Genomic DNA, 15,867 nt, shown 5'->3' on the forward strand with positions numbered 1-15,867 from the left:
CCCTTCTTCTTTTTTGGCGATAGCGCTATGCGTATCTCGGAAACCTGCATCAAGCGGCCGGTGTTCGCATCGGTCCTGTCGCTGATCATCGTGCTGATCGGCTTGATTTCCTATTCGCGCCTGACCGTGCGCGAATATCCCAAGATCGATGAGCCGATCGTGTCGGTGGATACCACCTACAAGGGCGCTTCGCCCGAGGTGATCGAGTCGCAGGTGACCAAGCCGCTGGAAGACCAGCTGGCCGGCATCGAGGGCGTGGACGTGATGACGTCGCGCAGCCGCTCCGAACGCAGCCTGATCAACATCAAGTTCAACCTGTCGCGCAACCCGGACGCCGCTGCGGCCGAAGTGCGCGACAAGGTGTCGCGCGCCCGGCGCTTCCTGCCCGACGAGATCGACGAGCCCATCATCGGCAAGGTCGAGGCCGACTCCCAGCCCATCATCTATATCGCGGTGGAATCCGGCACGTACTCGGCGATCCAGACCTCCGACTATATCAACCGCTATATCAAGACGCGGCTGTCCGTGCTGCCCGGCGCCGCCGAAGTCCGCGTCTTCGGCGAGCGCCTGCCGTCCATGCGCATCTACGTCGACCGCGACAAGCTGGCCGCCTACGGCCTGACCGTGCAGGACGTCGAGGCCGCCTTGCGCAGCCAGAACGTGGAAATCCCGGCCGGCCGCATCGAATCGCGCGCCCGCGAGTTTTCGGTGGTGTCGTCCACCGACCTGCAGACGCCCGCGCAGTTCGAAGACGTGATCGTGGCTAACGTGAAGGGCTATCCAGTGCGCCTGCGCGACGTGTCCAAGGTCGAGATCGCCGCGGCCAGCGACCGCGTGCTGTCGCGCTTCAACGGCAAGCCGGCGATCAACATCGGCGTGACGCGGCAATCCACCGCCAACCCGCTGGAACTGTCCAAGGCGGCGCGGCTGGAAGTCGAACGCCTGAACGAGACGCTGCCGGCGGGCATGAAGCTGAACATCGCCTACGACTCGTCGGTGTTCATCGAACGCTCCATCGATTCCGTGTTCCACACCATCGGCGAAGCCATCGTCCTGGTGGTGCTGGTGATCTTCTTCTTCCTGCGCAACCTGCGCGCCAGCATCATCCCTATCGTCACCATTCCGGTGTCGCTGGTGGGCGCCTGCGCGCTGATGTACTTCTTCGGCTTTTCGATCAACACGCTGACCCTGCTGGCGATGGTGCTGGCCATCGGCCTGGTGGTGGACGACGCCATCGTCGTGCTCGAGAACATCTACCGCCACATCGAAGAGGGCATGCCGCGCAAAGAGGCCGCGCTGCGCGGGTCGAAGGAAATCGGTTTCGCGGTGGTCGCCATGACCATGACGCTTGTCACCGTGTACGCGCCGCTGGCGTTCGCCACGGGCCGCACCGGCCGGCTGTTCATCGAATTCGCGCTGGCGCTGGCCGGCGCCGTGCTGGTGTCAGGCTTTGTCGCGCTGACGCTGACGCCCATGATGTGTTCGGTGCTGCTGCGCCACCAGAGCAGCCACAGCCGCTGGTACAACCTGATCGAAGGCTGGCTGAACGGCATGAGCAACGGCTACCGCCGCCTGCTGGGCGCGTCCTTGCGCCACCGCTGGCTGGTCGTCGTCATCGGCGTGGCCGTGGCCGCCGGCAGCGGCGTCCTGTTCAAGGTGGTCAAAAGCGAACTGGCGCCCATCGAAGACCGCGGCGTGGTGTTCGGCATCGTCAGCTCGCCGGAAGGGGCCACGTTGAACTACACGCTGGACAGCATGCTGGGCATCGAGAAGTTCTATTCCGATATCCCCGAGGCCAGCGGCAGCCAGGTCACCGTGGGCTTCCCCACCGTGACGGACGGCACCGCCATCCTGCGCTTGAAGCCGTGGGAAGAGCGCAGCCGCAAGCAGCAGGCCATCACCCAGCAGCTGCAGCCGCAGTTCTCGTCCTTGCCCGGCGTGCGCGCCTTCCCGACCAACCCGCCGTCGCTGGGTCAGTCGGCGCGTTCCAAACCGGTGGAATTCATCATCATGAGCCAGGCCTCCTACGCGGAGTTGGCCCGGCTGACGGAAGTCTTCCTGACCGAGCTGCGCAAATACCCCGGCCTGCTCAACCTGGACACCGACCTGCGCCTGAACACCCCCGAACTGCGGGTGCGCGTGGACCGCGACAAGATGGCCGACGTGGGCGCCAACGTGGACACCGTGGGCCGCACGCTGGAATCGATGCTGGGCGGGCGCCAGGTCACCCGCTACAAGGACGAAGGGGAGCAATACGACGTGATCGTGCAGGTGACCCCGCGCGACCGTGCCAACCCCACCGACATTTCGGGCATCTACGTGCGTGCGCGCGACGGCAGCATGGTGCAGCTGGACAACCTGCTGGGCGTGCACGAGGGCGTGTCGCCGCAGTCGCTGAACCACTTCAACCGCCTGCGCGCCGTGAAGATCGACGCGGCCGTCGCGCCGGGCTATGCCCTGGGCGAGGTCCTGACCCACATGCACCAGGTCGCGCGCGACGTGCTGCCCAACACCATCGTGACGGACCTGGACGGCCAGTCGCGCGAATTCCGGGATTCGTCGGGCAGCATCTACCTGGTCTTCGGCATGGCGCTGGCCTTCATTTACCTGGTGCTGGCCGCGCAGTTCGAAAGCTGGCGCAACCCCTTCATCATCATGCTGTCGGTGCCGCTGTCCATGACGGGCGCGCTGCTGGCCTTGTGGCTGACGGGCGGCACGCTGTCCATCTACAGCCAGATCGGCCTGATCACGCTGGTGGGCCTGATCACCAAGCACGGCATCCTGATCGTGGAGTTCACCAACCAGCTGCGCGACGAAGGCCGCGAACTGTTCGCCGCCGTCACCGAGGCCAGCGTGCTGCGGCTGCGCCCGATCCTGATGACGACCGGCGCCATGGTGCTGGGCACCGTGCCGCTGGCGCTGTCCACGGGCGCGGGGGCCGAATCGCGCCAGCAGATCGGCTGGGTCCTGGTCGGCGGGCTGATGCTGGGTACACTACTGACCTTGTTCGTCGTGCCGGTGGCCTATACGCTGATTGCCACCGCGCGCCAGAAACCCGGCCATGCCGGCAGCGCAGAGCACCCCCCGGCCCATCCGCCGGGCGGCCACGCGCCGCCGGCCTCGGCCAACGCAGCGTCGGAATAAGTTATGCGCCAGATCATCTTTGACACGGAAACCACCGGACTGGACCCTGCACAGGGCCACCGCATCGTCGAGATCGGCTGCGTGGAAATGGTCAACCGGATGTCCACGGGCAATAACCTGCACATCTACCTGAACCCGGACCGCGACAGCGACCCCGAAGCCTTGGCGGTGCACGGGCTGACGACGGAATTCCTGTCCGACAAACCGCGCTTCGCCGACGTGGCGGACGAGTTCGTCAAGTTCATCCAGGGCGCGGAACTGATCGCGCACAACGCCGCGTTCGACGTGAAGTTCTTCAACGCCGAATTGGCCAAGACGGGCCGCGGCCCGATCACCGAATATTGCGAGACGGTCACCGATTCGCTGCTGCATGCGCGGTCGCTGTTCCCCGGCAAGCGCAATTCGCTGGACGCTCTGTGCGACCGCTTCGGCATTTCCAACGCCCACCGCACGTTGCACGGCGCATTGCTTGACTCGCAGTTGCTGGCCGAGGTCTGGCTGGCCATGACCCGCGGCCAGGACGCGCTGCTGATCGACGTGGACGACAACGATGGCGCCGGCAGCGACGGCATCGTGCTGGCCAAGTTCGACGCGTCGGGGCTGGTGGTGGTGAAGGCCGGCGACGACGAGCTTGCCGAGCACGAAACCTACCTGGCCGCCCTGGACAAGTCGGTGGGCGGAGAGTGCGTGTGGCGCAAGCTGGATGCGCCGGTGGCGGCCGCATAAATAATTTCCCAAGGCGACTTGCGCACGTTTTAAAAAACATGCTATTATTTCGCCTCTTTCAGGGTGGTTAGCTCAGTGGTAGAGCACTGCCTTCACACGGCAGGGGTCACAAGTTCGAAACTTGTACCACCCACCAAAGACCCTTGAGAGACGGCGCAGGCCCAATATCCAACAAGCCAGAACTGTCTACAAGTCGCACAGCAAACCGCATCGCAAGATGCGTTGCCGGGTGCAAAGCAAACAAGCCAACCTTTACCGGTTGGCTTTTTTGTTTTCTGCGGCGCCAATCCGATTATTGTGGTGATCGACCTGGCTCAGGCCACTACTGATCAGGCGTAATCTTGATCAGGCGCAACCGAGTCGTGGGCCTTTGCGCCCCGTCGGGTCTTTGCATGTCTATGATTGTTTTGCGGCGATTCCCTGAGCGCAGTGTCCCGGGAAGCGCCTACGCGAACAGGAGACGTCCATGCATGCCAGCACGAACACCATGTTGATCATCATCGTCACGGGCGTGGCGTTGATGCTGGTCGGTTTCGGGTTTCGCGACCGCAATATCGGGATGGGATTGATGGGCCTGGGTTTGATCACGGCCATCGGCTCCATCCTGTACAAGGCCTACATCACGTTTTATTGACGCCGCGGGCGATGCGCGCCAGCAGGGTGTCCAGCTGGTTCGCGAAGGCCTTGCGATCGGCCTGGCTGAACGCGGGCGGGCCGCCCGTGTCCACGCCGCTTGCGCGCAGTTCTTCCATCATGTCCCGCACCGCCAGCCGTTCCCGGATGGTTTCCGGCGAATAGCGTTCGCCGCGCGGGTTCAGCGCCATGGCGCCTTTTTCCAGCACTTCCGCGGCCAGCGGGATATCCGCGGTGATGACGAGATCGCCCGGTTCCGCGCGTTCGACGATGTGCGCATCCGCCACGTCGAAGCCGCGCGGCACCTGCACGGCGCGGATCAGCGGCGAGGGCGGGGTGGAAAGGGGCTGGTTGGCCACCAGGGTCAGCGGCACCTGCCAGCGCTGCGCGGCGCGGAACAGGATGTCTTTGATGACCACTGGACACGCGTCGGCATCGACCCAGATGTGCATGGGCGTTTATGCGTCCAGCGCTTTCTGCAGCACGTCGGCCACGATGTCGTTCGTGGACACGCCGCGTTCCGCCGCCAGCGCGCGCAGCTTGTCGGCATGCGCCTGTGACAGCTTCAGCGGAAACGGCACCAGGCCGGCGGCCTGATCCAGCTTGCGCTGTTCGCGGCGGTCGGGCGCCTGCGAGGCCACGCCGAAGCGGTCGGGGGTGGCGGACTGCTTGAGTTGGCCGGCCAGCTTCAAGGCCTGGGTCTTTTGAAGATCGAATTTATTCATGGAGATTCCTGATTAGGAGCGCAATCATAAGCGCAACCGGCATCAACGCGGTTTGGCGTGCTCCAGCAGCGTCAATCCTTCCTCGGCGCCGTCGTGCAACGGCACGGTCAGGCCGCGCCGGGCGTTGGCCACCGATACCTGGACGCCTTGGGGCGAGCCTGCGGCCAGCAGGTCCTGGCCCGTCTGGTACACCGCCCGCACGACCAGCAGCGCTTCATCGCGCGTCAGGTCGGCCGTGGTGAGCAGCAGCGCCGCCGTGCCGATGGTGGGGATCGGGTCCGGCTGGTTGGGGTAGGTGCCCGCCGCGATCGTAAGGGGCATCAGCGCGGTGTCGCCGCCCGCGGTGAGCGTCTTGATGGCGGCCGGGTCCAGCGGCAGCAGCTTCAGCTGGGCCTGGGTCAACGCGTCGCGCAGCGGCGTGGCGGGCACGCCGATCACCTGTGCGGCGGCGTCCACGGTACCGGCCTTCAGGGCCGGCAGCGACGCCGCGAATGGCGTGTCGGCGACCTTGTAGTCGCGGCCGGCCTGCAGCCCGTGGGCCGCCAACACGTTTTCCAGCGTGGCACGGACCGCCGATCCTTCCGGCCCCAGCGCGATCGTCTTGCCCTTCAGGTCGCGCACGGCGCGCAGTGCCGGGTCGTCGCGGACCACGATGTGGACCAGTTCGGGGTACAGGCTGCCCAACGCGCGCAGCCCCACGAACGGGCCTTGCGCCGCGAACGGGCCGCTGCCTTCATAGGCCAGGCGCGCGGTGTCGGCTTGCGCCAGGCCCACCACGGCGTCGCCGCTGCGCAGCAGCGCGATGTTCTCGGCGCCGCCGCCGGTGATCAGCGGCGTCACGCGGATCTGCTGGGAACGCCCGACGGCGGCAAGCGCGCGGGCAAAGGCCACGTACTCGCCGCGGTCGGGGCCGCCGGCCAGCGGGTAGCCCTGCTGCATCCGCGCCAGCCGGCCATTGATGCGGGATACCGAACGCTCCAGCTCCTGCTGCACGACGTGCTGCGCCGTGCTGGACGCGCTGTAGGCGACGGAATGGGTGATCTGGTCCAGCGTGTCCAGCAATTGCCGCGTGACCGGCGGCGGCGCGCCGGTATCCAGCGACGGCGCTTCGGCCGCTTTGAAACCGGCAGGGGTCACCAGCCTCCAGGCGTCGCCTTCCTGGCGATAGATGGCGCTGGCGTGCGCGACGATGCGGTCGCCCGCCTGGTTGCCGCTTGATTTCACGCCGCTGATGCTGCGCGGGCCCGCGCCCAGCAGCGTCACCAGCGAAGCCGCGCCCGGCTGGTCCCAGGCGCCCAGCGCGATGTCACGGCTCAGGTCCAGTTCGACGTCGTAATAGACCACGCGGCGGGTTTCGCCGGCGGGCGCGTTGCTGTCCGCCGCCGAGCCCATGCGCTTGATCTCGGCGATGCGGAAGAGGCCTTGGCCATAGGTGGTGTTCAGGCCGCGTTCGACGTCGGCGCGCAGGGCGTCGGTATCGGGCGCGCGCCCGCAAGCCGCCAGAACCAGGCATAGCCCGATCAGGGCAAGGCGTTTGAGGAGAGGCAGGCCCATGGTCACATCCCCCCCACGAACGGCAACGAGATCAGCGTCGTCAGCACGATTACGTTCAGGATGTCGACCAGGAACGCGCCCGTGACCGGCACCACGATGAAGGCTTCGGGCGCGGGGCCGTGGCGGCGCGTCAAGGCCTGCATGTTGGCGATGGCGGTGGCGGTGGCGCCCAGCCCGAAGCCGCAGAAGGCGGCCGACATGATGGCGGCTTCGTAATCGCTCTTGAGCATCCGGAACACCACCCAGGAGGCGTACAGCGCGCAGAACAGCGTCTGCACCACCAGCATCAGGGCCAGCGGGCCGGCCAGGCGCGCCACGCTGGACAGGTCCAGCGTCATCATCGTCATGCCCAGGAACAGCGACAGCGAGATCGTGCCGATGATCTCTGTCGCGCGGTCGTCCAGCTTCAGGCCCAGGCGCACGCCGGCGTTGCGGATCAGCACGCCCGTCGCCAGGCACCACAAGAAATTGGGCAGGCTGACCGGGGCGCCTTCCACCAGCATGGCGAGATAGCCGCCGACGACCAGGCACACGAAGGCGGCGGTCAGCGACACGATGAACGAGCCGGCCGTGGCGGGCGCGACGTCTTCGGCCAGGTCCGGCGCCGCGTGCCCCGGCTGGGCCGCGTGGTCCAGGCTGCCGGCCAGCTTGTGGCGGCGCATGATCCATTCCGCCACCGGGCCGCCCACCACGCCGCCCAGCACCAGGCCCAGCGTGGCCGAGGTCATCGCCAGCGCCATGACGTCCTGGATGTTGTTGAAGTCGGCGAAGCGCGTCGCATAGGCCGCGCCCGTGCCGTGGCCCCCCACCAGCGTGATGGTGCCGCCCAGCAGGCCCATCAACGGATGCATGTCCAGCAGCCAGGCCATGCCCAGGCCCACGGCGTTCTGCAACACCAGGAAGGGGATCAGCGCCAGCAGGAAGGCGATCAGCCGCGGGCCGCCCTTGGCCAGCAACTTCAGGTTCGCGGTCAGTCCGATGCAGCCGAAGAACAGCAGCAGCAAGGTGGGCTTGATGCTGGTTTCCATCGAAATCGACACGCCGCCCCACGTCGACAGCAAGTAGGCCAGCACGGCGAACAGCAGGCCGCCCACGATCGGGTCGGGGATGCTGTAGCGCGACAGGATGCCTATCCGCGAGGTCAGCAGCCGGCCGATGACCAGTACCAGGCAGCAGGCAAGCAGGGATTGAACGGGCGAAAGCGAAATCATAGGGGCCTTCGCGCCCCGGCGGGGCGCAGCAATGCAGAGTATCGGGACCGTTGCCGCCACATCGTTCAGAGTGTGGCCCTATATTACGGCCGCGATCGCAACGGTGTATAGGGACGCGGCAACGCGTGCGGGGCCCCGTCAGGCGGGGCCGAGGCAAGCGCCGCCTAGAGCGGAAACGCGCGCGACATGTAACTGGCCTGCGGGCCGTATCCCGCCAGCTTGTCGGCCAATTCGGCGGGCAGCGCGCCGCCGTGGCCGCAAACCGGCTGGTATCCATGGCGCAGCCAGTAACCCACCGCGGATTCCAGCGACACCAGGCTGGCGCGGCAGAGGCCGGCTTCCATGGCCTGGGCTGCGGCGGTCCGCAACAGCGTCTGGCCCACGCGCAGCCCCTGCGCGGACGGCACTACGGCGCAGTCGTGCAGGAACCAGTGGTCGGCGTGCGGCGGCAGCCCGGCCAGCGCCACATCCAGCGCCGGGGGCAGGCCGGCATCCCACGGGTACGAGATCAGATAGCCCAGCAGGGTGTCGTCGTCGGCCGCGCGCGCCACCCAGCAATAGGCGGGCGCCAGTGTCAGGCGATTGAGGAAGAATTCCGCGCTTTCCAGTAGAAAGTCGGGGTAGGCCAGGGTCTGGGCATCCAAAATGCCGTCTACGTCGCTGGCCAGCATAGGGCGGACTCGGTATTGCATGACAACCTGTGAAAACAAGAAAAGCCGGCGCATTTTACCGGCGTCCGGCATGACCCCGCTTTACGAGGCTTCACAAAACGGGGACACAGGTTAACGAGGCTTGCACGCGACTTCATAGTTTTCGCCGGGCGGATCCCTAGAATTCACTCGAGTTCCAGCAGGCATAAGGGCGCGCCGCATTTCATGAAAATTCGACGAGGTCCTGCGCATACTGTTTGGCATAGCGTCCTGTACTACGAGCGAAAGCGTCCTATGCACATCCAATTCCGGTCCGATCCGATCCCGCCGCAAGCGTTGACCAAAGCGTATCCCCTGGAGTCGCTCTGGTCTTCGAAGGCTGCGGCAGTGCCGTATGACACGTGCGTGACGTGCGTCATTCCCTGCCTGAACGAGGCCGAGAACCTGCGCATCCTGCTGCCTTTGCTGCGCAGCCGCCTGTCCGCCCTGTGCACCAGCTGGGAAATCATCGTGGCCGACGACGGCAGCACGGACGGCACCGAAGCGCTGATGGCCGAATGGACGCAGCACGACGGTTTCCGCTATGTGCAGCTGTCGCGCAATTTCGGCAAGGAAGCCGCGCTGAGCGCCGGCCTGGAAGCCGCCACCGGCAATGCCGTGATCTGCCTCGATGCGGATCTGCAGCACCCGCCCGCGTTGATCGAGCAGATGCTGGCGCGCTGGGCCGCCGGCGCTGAAATGGTCTATGCCGTGCGCGAAACCCGCGTCGACGAATCCTGGTTGAAGCGTTCCGGCGCACGCTGGTTCTACAAGTTGTTGAGCAGCGCGCGCGGCGTGAACGTGCCGGCGCACGCGGGCGATTTCCGTTTGATGGACCGCGGCGTGGTGGACGCGCTGATCGCTTTGCCCGAACGCACGCGCTTCATGAAGGGCCTGTACGCCTGGGTCGGCTTCAAGGGTGAAGCGCTGCCGTATACCCCCGACGAACGCCTGCATGGCGATAGCCGGTTCAGCGGCCTGCGCCTGTTCCGGCTGGCGCTGGATGGCCTGACCGCATTCACGACCTGGCCCTTGCGCCTGGTCAGCCTGGTTGGCGTCGCCTTCGCCTTGCTGGCGATGTCCTACGCCGCCTATCTGGTCGGCGATTACCTGATGTCGGGCAACCCCGTGTCGGGCTGGACCACGATTGTCACCGCCGTGCTGTTCTTCGCCGGCGTCAACCTGATTTCCCTTGGGGTGGTGGGCGAGTATGTCGCCCGCATCTTCGACGAGGTGAAGGGCCGTCCGCTGTACGTCGTGCGCCGGCGCCAGGGCGTGGCCTCGCGCGCGGGCAAGGCGACGGGCTGACGATGGCCGGCGCCTCCCTGACCCCGGCGGGTTCCGAATGGAACCCGCGGGCGGGGCGGTTCTTGCTGGCCGTTGGCCTGTGGCTGGCGTTCCTGGCCTGGATCCGTCCGCTGACCCTTCCTGACGAAGGCCGCTACGCGGGCGTCGCCTGGGAGATGCTGCGCAGCGGATCGCACGCGGTGCCGTTGCTGGACGGCATGCCGTATTTCCACAAGCCGCCGCTTTATTACTGGCTGGCCGAGCTGTCCTACTCGATGTTCGGCGTCAACCCCTGGGCGGCGCGGCTGCCGTCGTGGCTGGCGGCCTGGGGATCGGCGGCCGGACTCTACTATTTCGTTCGCCGCTACCGCGATGGCGCAGCCGCCGCGCTGACCGTGCTGATCCTGTCGACGATCCCGTTCTTCTATGGCGGTGCGCAGTTCGCGAACCTGGACATGCTGGTGGCTGGCTTGGTTACGCTGTGCGTGCTGGCTGCCGTGGATACGGTGTTGCGCGCCGAAGGCGGCCAGCCCTATCGCGGGATGTCCCTGGCCGCCTCGGTGTTGGCCGGTTTGGCGGTATTGGCCAAGGGGCTGATCGGTCTGGTGCTGCCCGGCGCCATCCTGTTGATCTGGATCGTCTGGCGCCGAAGCTGGCGGGGCCTGGCCGCGCTGCTGTGGCTGCCGGCGCTGGCGTTGTTCGCTGCCGTGACCGTGCCTTGGTTCGTGCTGATGCAGCTGCGCTTCCCCGGTTTCTACCACTACTTTTTCGTCTATCAGCACTTCCAGCGCTTTGCGGCCAGCGGATTCAACAACGCGCAGCCGTTCTGGTTCTACCTGCCGGTTGTGGCGGGCCTGAGCCTGCCGTGGTCGTTGTGGGGCGGGGGCATCATGCGCCGCGCGTTCTGGGAAGAAGGGCCTATGCGCGACCTGCGCCGCCTGGCGCTGGTCTGGTTCGCGGTGGTGATCGCATTCTTCTCGCTGCCGCAATCCAAGCTCGTGGGCTACGTGCTGCCCGCGTTGGCGCCGCTGGCCTTCCTGTTGGCCGAAGTCATCCTTGGCGCGTGGCGCGAATCCAGCGACCCCGTGTCGCCGCGGCTGGTGCGGCTTAGCGCCGCCGTCGCCGCCGGCATCTGCGTCGTGGCGGTGGGGGTGGCGGCCAACAACGTGCGGGGCAGCGCCGCGCCGCTGGCGGAAGCGGTCAGGGCGCAAATACGGCCAGCAGACACGTTCGTCGCCCTGCACACCTATCCCTTCGACCTGGCGTTCTACACGCGCTCGCCGCGTCCCATGTGGGTGGTGGATGACTGGCTGGACCAGGAAGTGCCGGTGCGCGACAACTGGCGCAAGGAACTCTATGACGCGGCGGCGTTCGATCCCGCCGCAGGCAAGCAACTGCTGGTAGGCTCCGCCGAATTCAGCGCCAGGCTATGCGCGGCGCCTGACGGCGCCCGTTACTGGGTGTGGGGCACCAGTTCGGACGGCCCGGTGTACGCGCCGTTGCGGGGCCTGGAGCCCGTTGCTGGCAGCGTGAAGTACGTGATGTGGCGGGTGGACGTGGACGAGGCCTTCAGGCAGCGGGCTTGTGGCGGAACGCCCAAAGCCGGCTAGCGGCGAACGTGGCAAACGCCAGGCCGACCAGGATCAGGGCCAGCAATACGTCATAGGGAATGGCGGTGGTGTGCAGCAGCAGTGCGTAAGCGGATTCGTTGACCACGAAACCAATGGCTGAAATCAGGAAGAAACGACGGACTGCTACGGTCCAGGGTGTGCGGGTATGTCGGAAGGTAAGCCGGTAGTGTCCGGAGAACGAAACCACGAAGGCGACCAGCCAGCCGATCAGGTTGGCGGCCAGCGGCGGCATGTGGAAAGCCTCCACGCAGCCGACCGCAACCGCCCAGTGGGTCGCGGCGGCCGCGCAGCCGACGGCGACGAAAAGGCTGATCTGCTGAAGCAAGGCGCGCATGGAAGCTGTGGTGAAATGGGAATGCGAGGTGACGCGATGAGTAAACGAATCGTCGTTTGCGGTGATGATTTTGGCATGAATGCCGATATCGATGAAGGCATGATCGCGCTGGCCGGCATGGGCCGCATCAGCGCGGTCAGCTGCTTGTCGCTCGGGCCCACATTCGTCACGAACGCCCATCGCCTGGCAGCGCACAATATCGACATTGGCCTGCATGTGAATTTCTCGGAGGCGCTCGGCTCGGACGCCGAGCCGATGCCGTCATTGAGCGGACTGATCTTGCGGGCTTATGCCGGCCGGCTCGATCCCGTCTGGATCGGCGCGCAACTGGACCGTCAGTTCGATGCCTTCGAAGCCGCATTCGGCCGCGCGCCCGACTATGTGGACGGCCATCAACATGTGCATCAGCTGCCCGGCATCCGCGAGCAGGTGCTTGCGCAATTGAAGCGCCGCTACGGCGCCGAACGGCCCTGGCTGCGCCAGACGGCGCCTGGCGCGCTTTGCGGCATCCCGTTGAAGGAATCGATCAAGGCGCGCATCATCGGCGCCCTGGGCTCGGGGGCGCTGGCCCGGCAGGCCCGGCGAGACGGCCTGCGCACCAATCGCCGGCTGCTGGGCGTGTATGGATTCGACGGCGGCAAGCGCCGTTATGCGGATCTGCTGCAGAACTGGCTGTTCAATGCGCACGACGGCGATCTGCTGATGTGCCATCCCGCGATGGACTGCAAGGAAGGCAGCCCCATGTCGCGCCAGCGCCGCGCAGAATTCGACGTGCTGGCCAGCCCCAAGCTGGGCGACTGGATGAGCGAAAACGGCGTGCGCATCGCGCGTTTGCCGGCCGCGGCGCGCTGAACCGGCCGCCTGGCGCCGGCTACCCGCGCGTCAGGCTGTCCAGCAGCCAGGCGCCCGCGGGCCCCAACGGGCGCCGCGTGGACCACACGACATCGACCCGGATGTGGCGCGGCCAGCCGGGCACGGTCAGCTCCACCAATTGATCGCGGCCGAAGCGCTGGATCATCCAGCGCGGCAATTCGGCCCAGCCGAAGCCCAGGCTGGCCATTTCCAGCAGCATCAGATAGCCCGGCGCCGACCAGGTCGAGCGCGGCGGCGCGGCCTCCTTGTCATCCAGTTCGTAGGTGCTCAGGCGGAGTTCGCGTTCGGCGTCGAGTTCATCGCCGGTGACCCGCGCACGCCCCGCCAGCGGATGGTTGCGCCCCACGCACAGGACGATTTCGGACAGCTCCGTCAGCGTCGCGTGCGCGACGTCGGGCGGGTAGCTGTCTTGCGCCGCCATCAGGCCCACGTGCGCGCGGCCCTGCTGCACCAGCGCCACCACGTCCTCGTATTCCGCGATCAGGCATTCGAAGCGCAGTGCCGGGTAGCGCTGGTCGATCTGGCTGAGCATGTTCTCGAAGGTCTCGGACTGGAACGTGTCGGACAGCACCACGGTCAGGCGGGGCTCCAGCCCGTCGGCCAGCTGGCTGGCGCTGCGGTTCAACCGGTCGTTCGCGGCCAGCACCTGCAACGCCTGTCCCAGCAGCACATGGCCCGCCTCGGTCAGGGCGGGCTGGCGTTGGCTGCGGTCGAACAGCGTGACGTTCAGGTCCACTTCCAGGTTGGCGATGGTTTCGCTGATGGTGGACTGGCTTTTGCCCAATTTCCGGGCCGCGGCCGAAAACGAGCCTTCCGAGGCGACTTGGGCGAACGCGGCCAGTGATTCAAGGGAGTGGCGCATGGGCAGTGGGGAAAGGGCTATCGGTTTTTCCGATGGATTCAATCTTTATCGTACCGGAAATATCGTCGAGAATCGCTTCCTCTCTGTAGAAACCGACCTCAGGTGGGTCATGACGCAAGCCACGAAAACCCTTAAAGAACGCTTTTTCCACGCCTTCCTGTTCGAAATCCTCGCCATCGGCCTGTGCGCGCCCGCTGCGGCCTGGGCCATGGGCAAATCCCTGTTTGAAATGGGCGTGCTGACCGCGGTCATCGCCTGGATCGCGCTGGTCTGGAACATGATCTACAACGCCGGTTTCGACCGCGTCGAAAACCGCTTCGGCTGGACCCGCAACCTGCGCGTGCGCATCCTGCACGCCTTCGGGTTCGAGCTGGGCCTGATCCTGATCGTGATCCCGCTGGCGGCGTGGTGGCTCAGCATCAGCCTCTGGGAAGCCTTCGTGCTGGATATCGCGCTGGTGCTGTTCTATCTGCCCTATGCGTTCCTGTACAACCTGGCCTACGACCGGTCGCGGCCGCGCGTCATGCAGTGGCTAAGCCGGGGCAAGGCGGGCGCCGTGTCCCCGGCCGCGGTTCCGGCCGCTACGCGTCAATGACCTTGCGCGTGAACATCTCAAGGTAGTCCATCAACGAATCCGCGCCCTTGATGGCCGCGGCTTCATTGCCGGTGGCGATGCCCTGGGCCATCAGCATGTGGCGGCGGGCGCCCTCGGCGATATCGCCTTCGTGCTGATAGGCGTACCAGAAGCGCCGGCACTGGATGATCAGCGGCTCCACGGCGTTCACGGCGGACACGTTGCGGCAGGCCTCGTGGCAGACGTAGTCCAGCAGTTGGTCGGCGTGCATGTAGTCGTCCAGGTTGCCGCCTTCCGAGGCGCGGATCATCTGCGCCGCGCAGTCCACGATCTGGGTGCGCTGCGCGGGCGTGGCGCGCCGCGCCGCGCTGGCGGCGATCAATTGCTCCAGCGCGCGGCGGGTCTGGATCAGATCCATGTGGTCCGCCAGCTGGATCATCGACACGCGCAAGCCCCGCCGGGGTTCCTGGCGGATCAGCCCGGCCGCGACCATGCGCAGCAGCGCTTCGCGCAGCGGCGTGCGCCCCAGGCCGGTCTTCTCCACCAGATCCGCCTCCACGACCGCGCTGCCGGGCTGCAGTTGCAGCGTGGCGATCATGCTCTCGATCTGGTCGTAGGCGACATCCGCGGCGCGCCGTTTGGGTTCAGCTCCTGCCATCAATTATTGTTTTCCTTCGTTTTGCGCCACTGCGTGTAGGCCAGCCATTCGCCGACGAACCCGCGTCGGAAGAACGACACGCACAACACGAAAATCAGCCCGATGACGATCGTGACGACGTCGCCCAGGGTGGCAAGGTAGTTCTGCAAGCTGACGACCAGCGTTGCGCCGACCACCGGGCCCCACACCGTGCCGATGCCGCCCAGCAGCGTCATCAGCAGCACTTCGGTGGAGGTGGCCAGCGACACGTCGTTCAACGCCACCAGTTGAAGCACCAGCGCCTTGAGCGACCCGGCCAGGCCGGCGACTGCCGCGGACAGCACGAAGGCCAGCAGCTTGCACCGATCCGTATCGTAACCTAGCGAAATGGCGCGCGGCGCGTTGTCCCGGATGGTCTTGAGCACCTGGCCGAACGGCGAATGGATCACCCGGTAGACGAACAGGAAGCCCAGCACGAACACCGCCAGCGTGAAGTAATACATGTTCGTATCCACGCTCAGGTCCACCAGGCCCAGGAACTTGCCGCGCGGGATGCCCTGCATGCCGTCCTCGCCGCGCGTCCAGCCCACCTGCACGGCCATGAAGTAGGCGACTTGCGACAGCGCCAGCGTGATCATCGCGAAATAGATGCCGGTGCGCCGTATGGCCAGCCAGCCGATCGCATAGCCGATGGCGGCGGCCATGGCCACGCCGCACAGGATGGCGATTTCGGGCGGCAGGCCGCGCGCCCCGAAAAGGATCATCATTTCGCCGGCGGCATAGCCGGCCCAGCCGAAGAACGCCGCATGCCCGAAGGACACGAGGCCGGTGAAGCCCGTCAGCAGGTTGAAGGCCAGCGCGAACAGCGCAAAGCACAGCACCTTCATCATGAAGACGGGGTAGACGACCTGGGGAAAGAAGGGCACCAGCAGCGCGGGCACCAGCAGCAGCGCCAGGATGCGGATCGAAAGGGGAATGCGCGGCACC

The 15,867-nt window shown here is 66.2% G+C and carries 16 protein-coding genes and 1 tRNA gene; 8 read left to right on the forward strand and 9 right to left on the reverse strand.

The window, feature by feature from the left end; all coding sequences use genetic code 11:
* Positions 1-27 precede the first annotated feature (27 nt).
* The 4 genes from A9973_RS16290 (at position 28) to A9973_RS16305 (ending at position 4,504) form a co-directional block, all read left to right on the forward strand.
* Complete coding sequence (locus tag A9973_RS16290) at positions 28-3,144, forward strand: efflux RND transporter permease subunit (protein ID WP_183014775.1); 3,117 nt, start codon at positions 28-30, stop codon at positions 3,142-3,144.
* Positions 3,145-3,147: 3 nt separating this feature from the next.
* Positions 3,148-3,870, forward strand: a complete 723-nt coding sequence (gene dnaQ, locus A9973_RS16295; RefSeq protein ID WP_183014776.1) for a DNA polymerase III subunit epsilon — start codon at positions 3,148-3,150, stop codon at positions 3,868-3,870.
* 61 nt (positions 3,871-3,931) lie between these two features.
* Positions 3,932-4,006 (forward strand) — tRNA-Val (locus tag A9973_RS16300).
* A 330-nt stretch (positions 4,007-4,336) separates the two neighbouring features.
* The gene (locus tag A9973_RS16305) at positions 4,337-4,504 is read left to right on the forward strand and encodes a hypothetical protein (protein WP_183014777.1); all 168 of its coding nucleotides are present in this window, start codon (positions 4,337-4,339) and stop codon (positions 4,502-4,504) included.
* Here the strand turns inward: A9973_RS16305 and A9973_RS16310 are convergent.
* From A9973_RS16310 to A9973_RS16330, 5 genes are all read right to left on the reverse strand, one after another.
* Positions 4,491-4,955 carry a YaiI/YqxD family protein gene (locus A9973_RS16310; RefSeq protein ID WP_183014778.1) on the reverse strand — a complete coding sequence of 155 codons (465 nt, stop codon included), beginning with the start codon at positions 4,953-4,955 and terminating at the stop codon, positions 4,491-4,493. The two genes, A9973_RS16305 and A9973_RS16310, sit on opposite strands and share 14 nt — an antisense overlap.
* 6 nt (positions 4,956-4,961) lie before the next feature.
* Complete coding sequence (locus A9973_RS16315) at positions 4,962-5,228, reverse strand: hypothetical protein (RefSeq protein WP_183014779.1); 267 nt, start codon at positions 5,226-5,228, stop codon at positions 4,962-4,964.
* 42 nt (positions 5,229-5,270) lie between these two features.
* Positions 5,271-6,782 carry a TAXI family TRAP transporter solute-binding subunit gene (locus A9973_RS16320; protein WP_183014780.1) on the reverse strand — a complete coding sequence of 504 codons (1,512 nt, stop codon included), beginning with the start codon at positions 6,780-6,782 and terminating at the stop codon, positions 5,271-5,273.
* A 2-nt stretch (positions 6,783-6,784) separates the two neighbouring features.
* Entirely contained in the window at positions 6,785-7,993 is a 1,209-nt protein-coding gene (gltS, locus tag A9973_RS16325) for a sodium/glutamate symporter (RefSeq protein WP_183014781.1), read from the reverse strand.
* 164 nt (positions 7,994-8,157) lie between these two features.
* Positions 8,158-8,664 carry a GNAT family N-acetyltransferase gene (locus A9973_RS16330; RefSeq protein ID WP_183014782.1) on the reverse strand — a complete coding sequence of 169 codons (507 nt, stop codon included), beginning with the start codon at positions 8,662-8,664 and terminating at the stop codon, positions 8,158-8,160.
* A gap of 273 nt (positions 8,665-8,937) precedes the next feature.
* On the opposite strand from A9973_RS16330, the gene A9973_RS16335 reads away from it, so the two are divergent.
* A complete protein-coding gene (locus A9973_RS16335) occupies positions 8,938-9,990 on the forward strand; it encodes a glycosyltransferase family 2 protein (RefSeq protein ID WP_183014783.1) in 1,053 nt (350 codons plus the stop codon).
* A gap of 2 nt (positions 9,991-9,992) precedes the next feature.
* Positions 9,993-11,579 (forward strand): glycosyltransferase family 39 protein, encoded by a 1,587-nt coding sequence (locus tag A9973_RS16340; RefSeq protein WP_183014784.1) that lies wholly within the window; start codon positions 9,993-9,995, stop codon positions 11,577-11,579.
* Here A9973_RS16340 and A9973_RS16345 read toward each other — a convergent pair.
* Positions 11,539-11,934, reverse strand: a complete 396-nt coding sequence (locus A9973_RS16345) for a GtrA family protein (protein ID WP_183014785.1) — start codon at positions 11,932-11,934, stop codon at positions 11,539-11,541. The genes A9973_RS16340 and A9973_RS16345 overlap by 41 nt on opposite strands.
* Before the next feature lie 36 nt (positions 11,935-11,970).
* On the opposite strand from A9973_RS16345, the gene A9973_RS16350 reads away from it, so the two are divergent.
* Positions 11,971-12,786, forward strand: a complete 816-nt coding sequence (locus tag A9973_RS16350; RefSeq protein WP_183014786.1) for a ChbG/HpnK family deacetylase — start codon at positions 11,971-11,973, stop codon at positions 12,784-12,786.
* Positions 12,787-12,805: 19 nt separating this feature from the next.
* Here A9973_RS16350 and A9973_RS16355 read toward each other — a convergent pair whose 3' ends face one another.
* A complete protein-coding gene (locus A9973_RS16355) occupies positions 12,806-13,669 on the reverse strand; it encodes a LysR family transcriptional regulator (protein WP_183014787.1) in 864 nt (287 codons plus the stop codon).
* A gap of 109 nt (positions 13,670-13,778) precedes the next feature.
* Between A9973_RS16355 and A9973_RS16360 the strand changes: the two genes are divergently transcribed.
* Positions 13,779-14,264 (forward strand): multidrug/biocide efflux PACE transporter, encoded by a 486-nt coding sequence (locus tag A9973_RS16360; RefSeq protein WP_183014788.1) that lies wholly within the window; start codon positions 13,779-13,781, stop codon positions 14,262-14,264.
* Here A9973_RS16360 and A9973_RS16365 read toward each other — a convergent pair.
* Together A9973_RS16365 and A9973_RS16370 are read right to left on the reverse strand one after the other, a co-directional pair.
* Complete coding sequence (locus tag A9973_RS16365; RefSeq protein ID WP_169274004.1) at positions 14,251-14,901, reverse strand: GntR family transcriptional regulator; 651 nt, start codon at positions 14,899-14,901, stop codon at positions 14,251-14,253. The two genes, A9973_RS16360 and A9973_RS16365, sit on opposite strands and share 14 nt — an antisense overlap.
* Positions 14,901-15,866: a branched-chain amino acid ABC transporter permease gene (locus tag A9973_RS16370; RefSeq protein ID WP_183014789.1), complete on the reverse strand. Its 966-nt coding sequence runs from the start codon at positions 15,864-15,866 to the stop codon at positions 14,901-14,903. The genes A9973_RS16365 and A9973_RS16370 overlap by 1 nt, the downstream gene beginning before the upstream one ends.
* Position 15,867 lies beyond the last annotated feature (1 nt).

Source organism: Achromobacter sp. UMC46 (genome assembly GCF_014170335.1).
GTDB lineage: Bacteria > Pseudomonadota > Gammaproteobacteria > Burkholderiales > Burkholderiaceae_B > Achromobacter.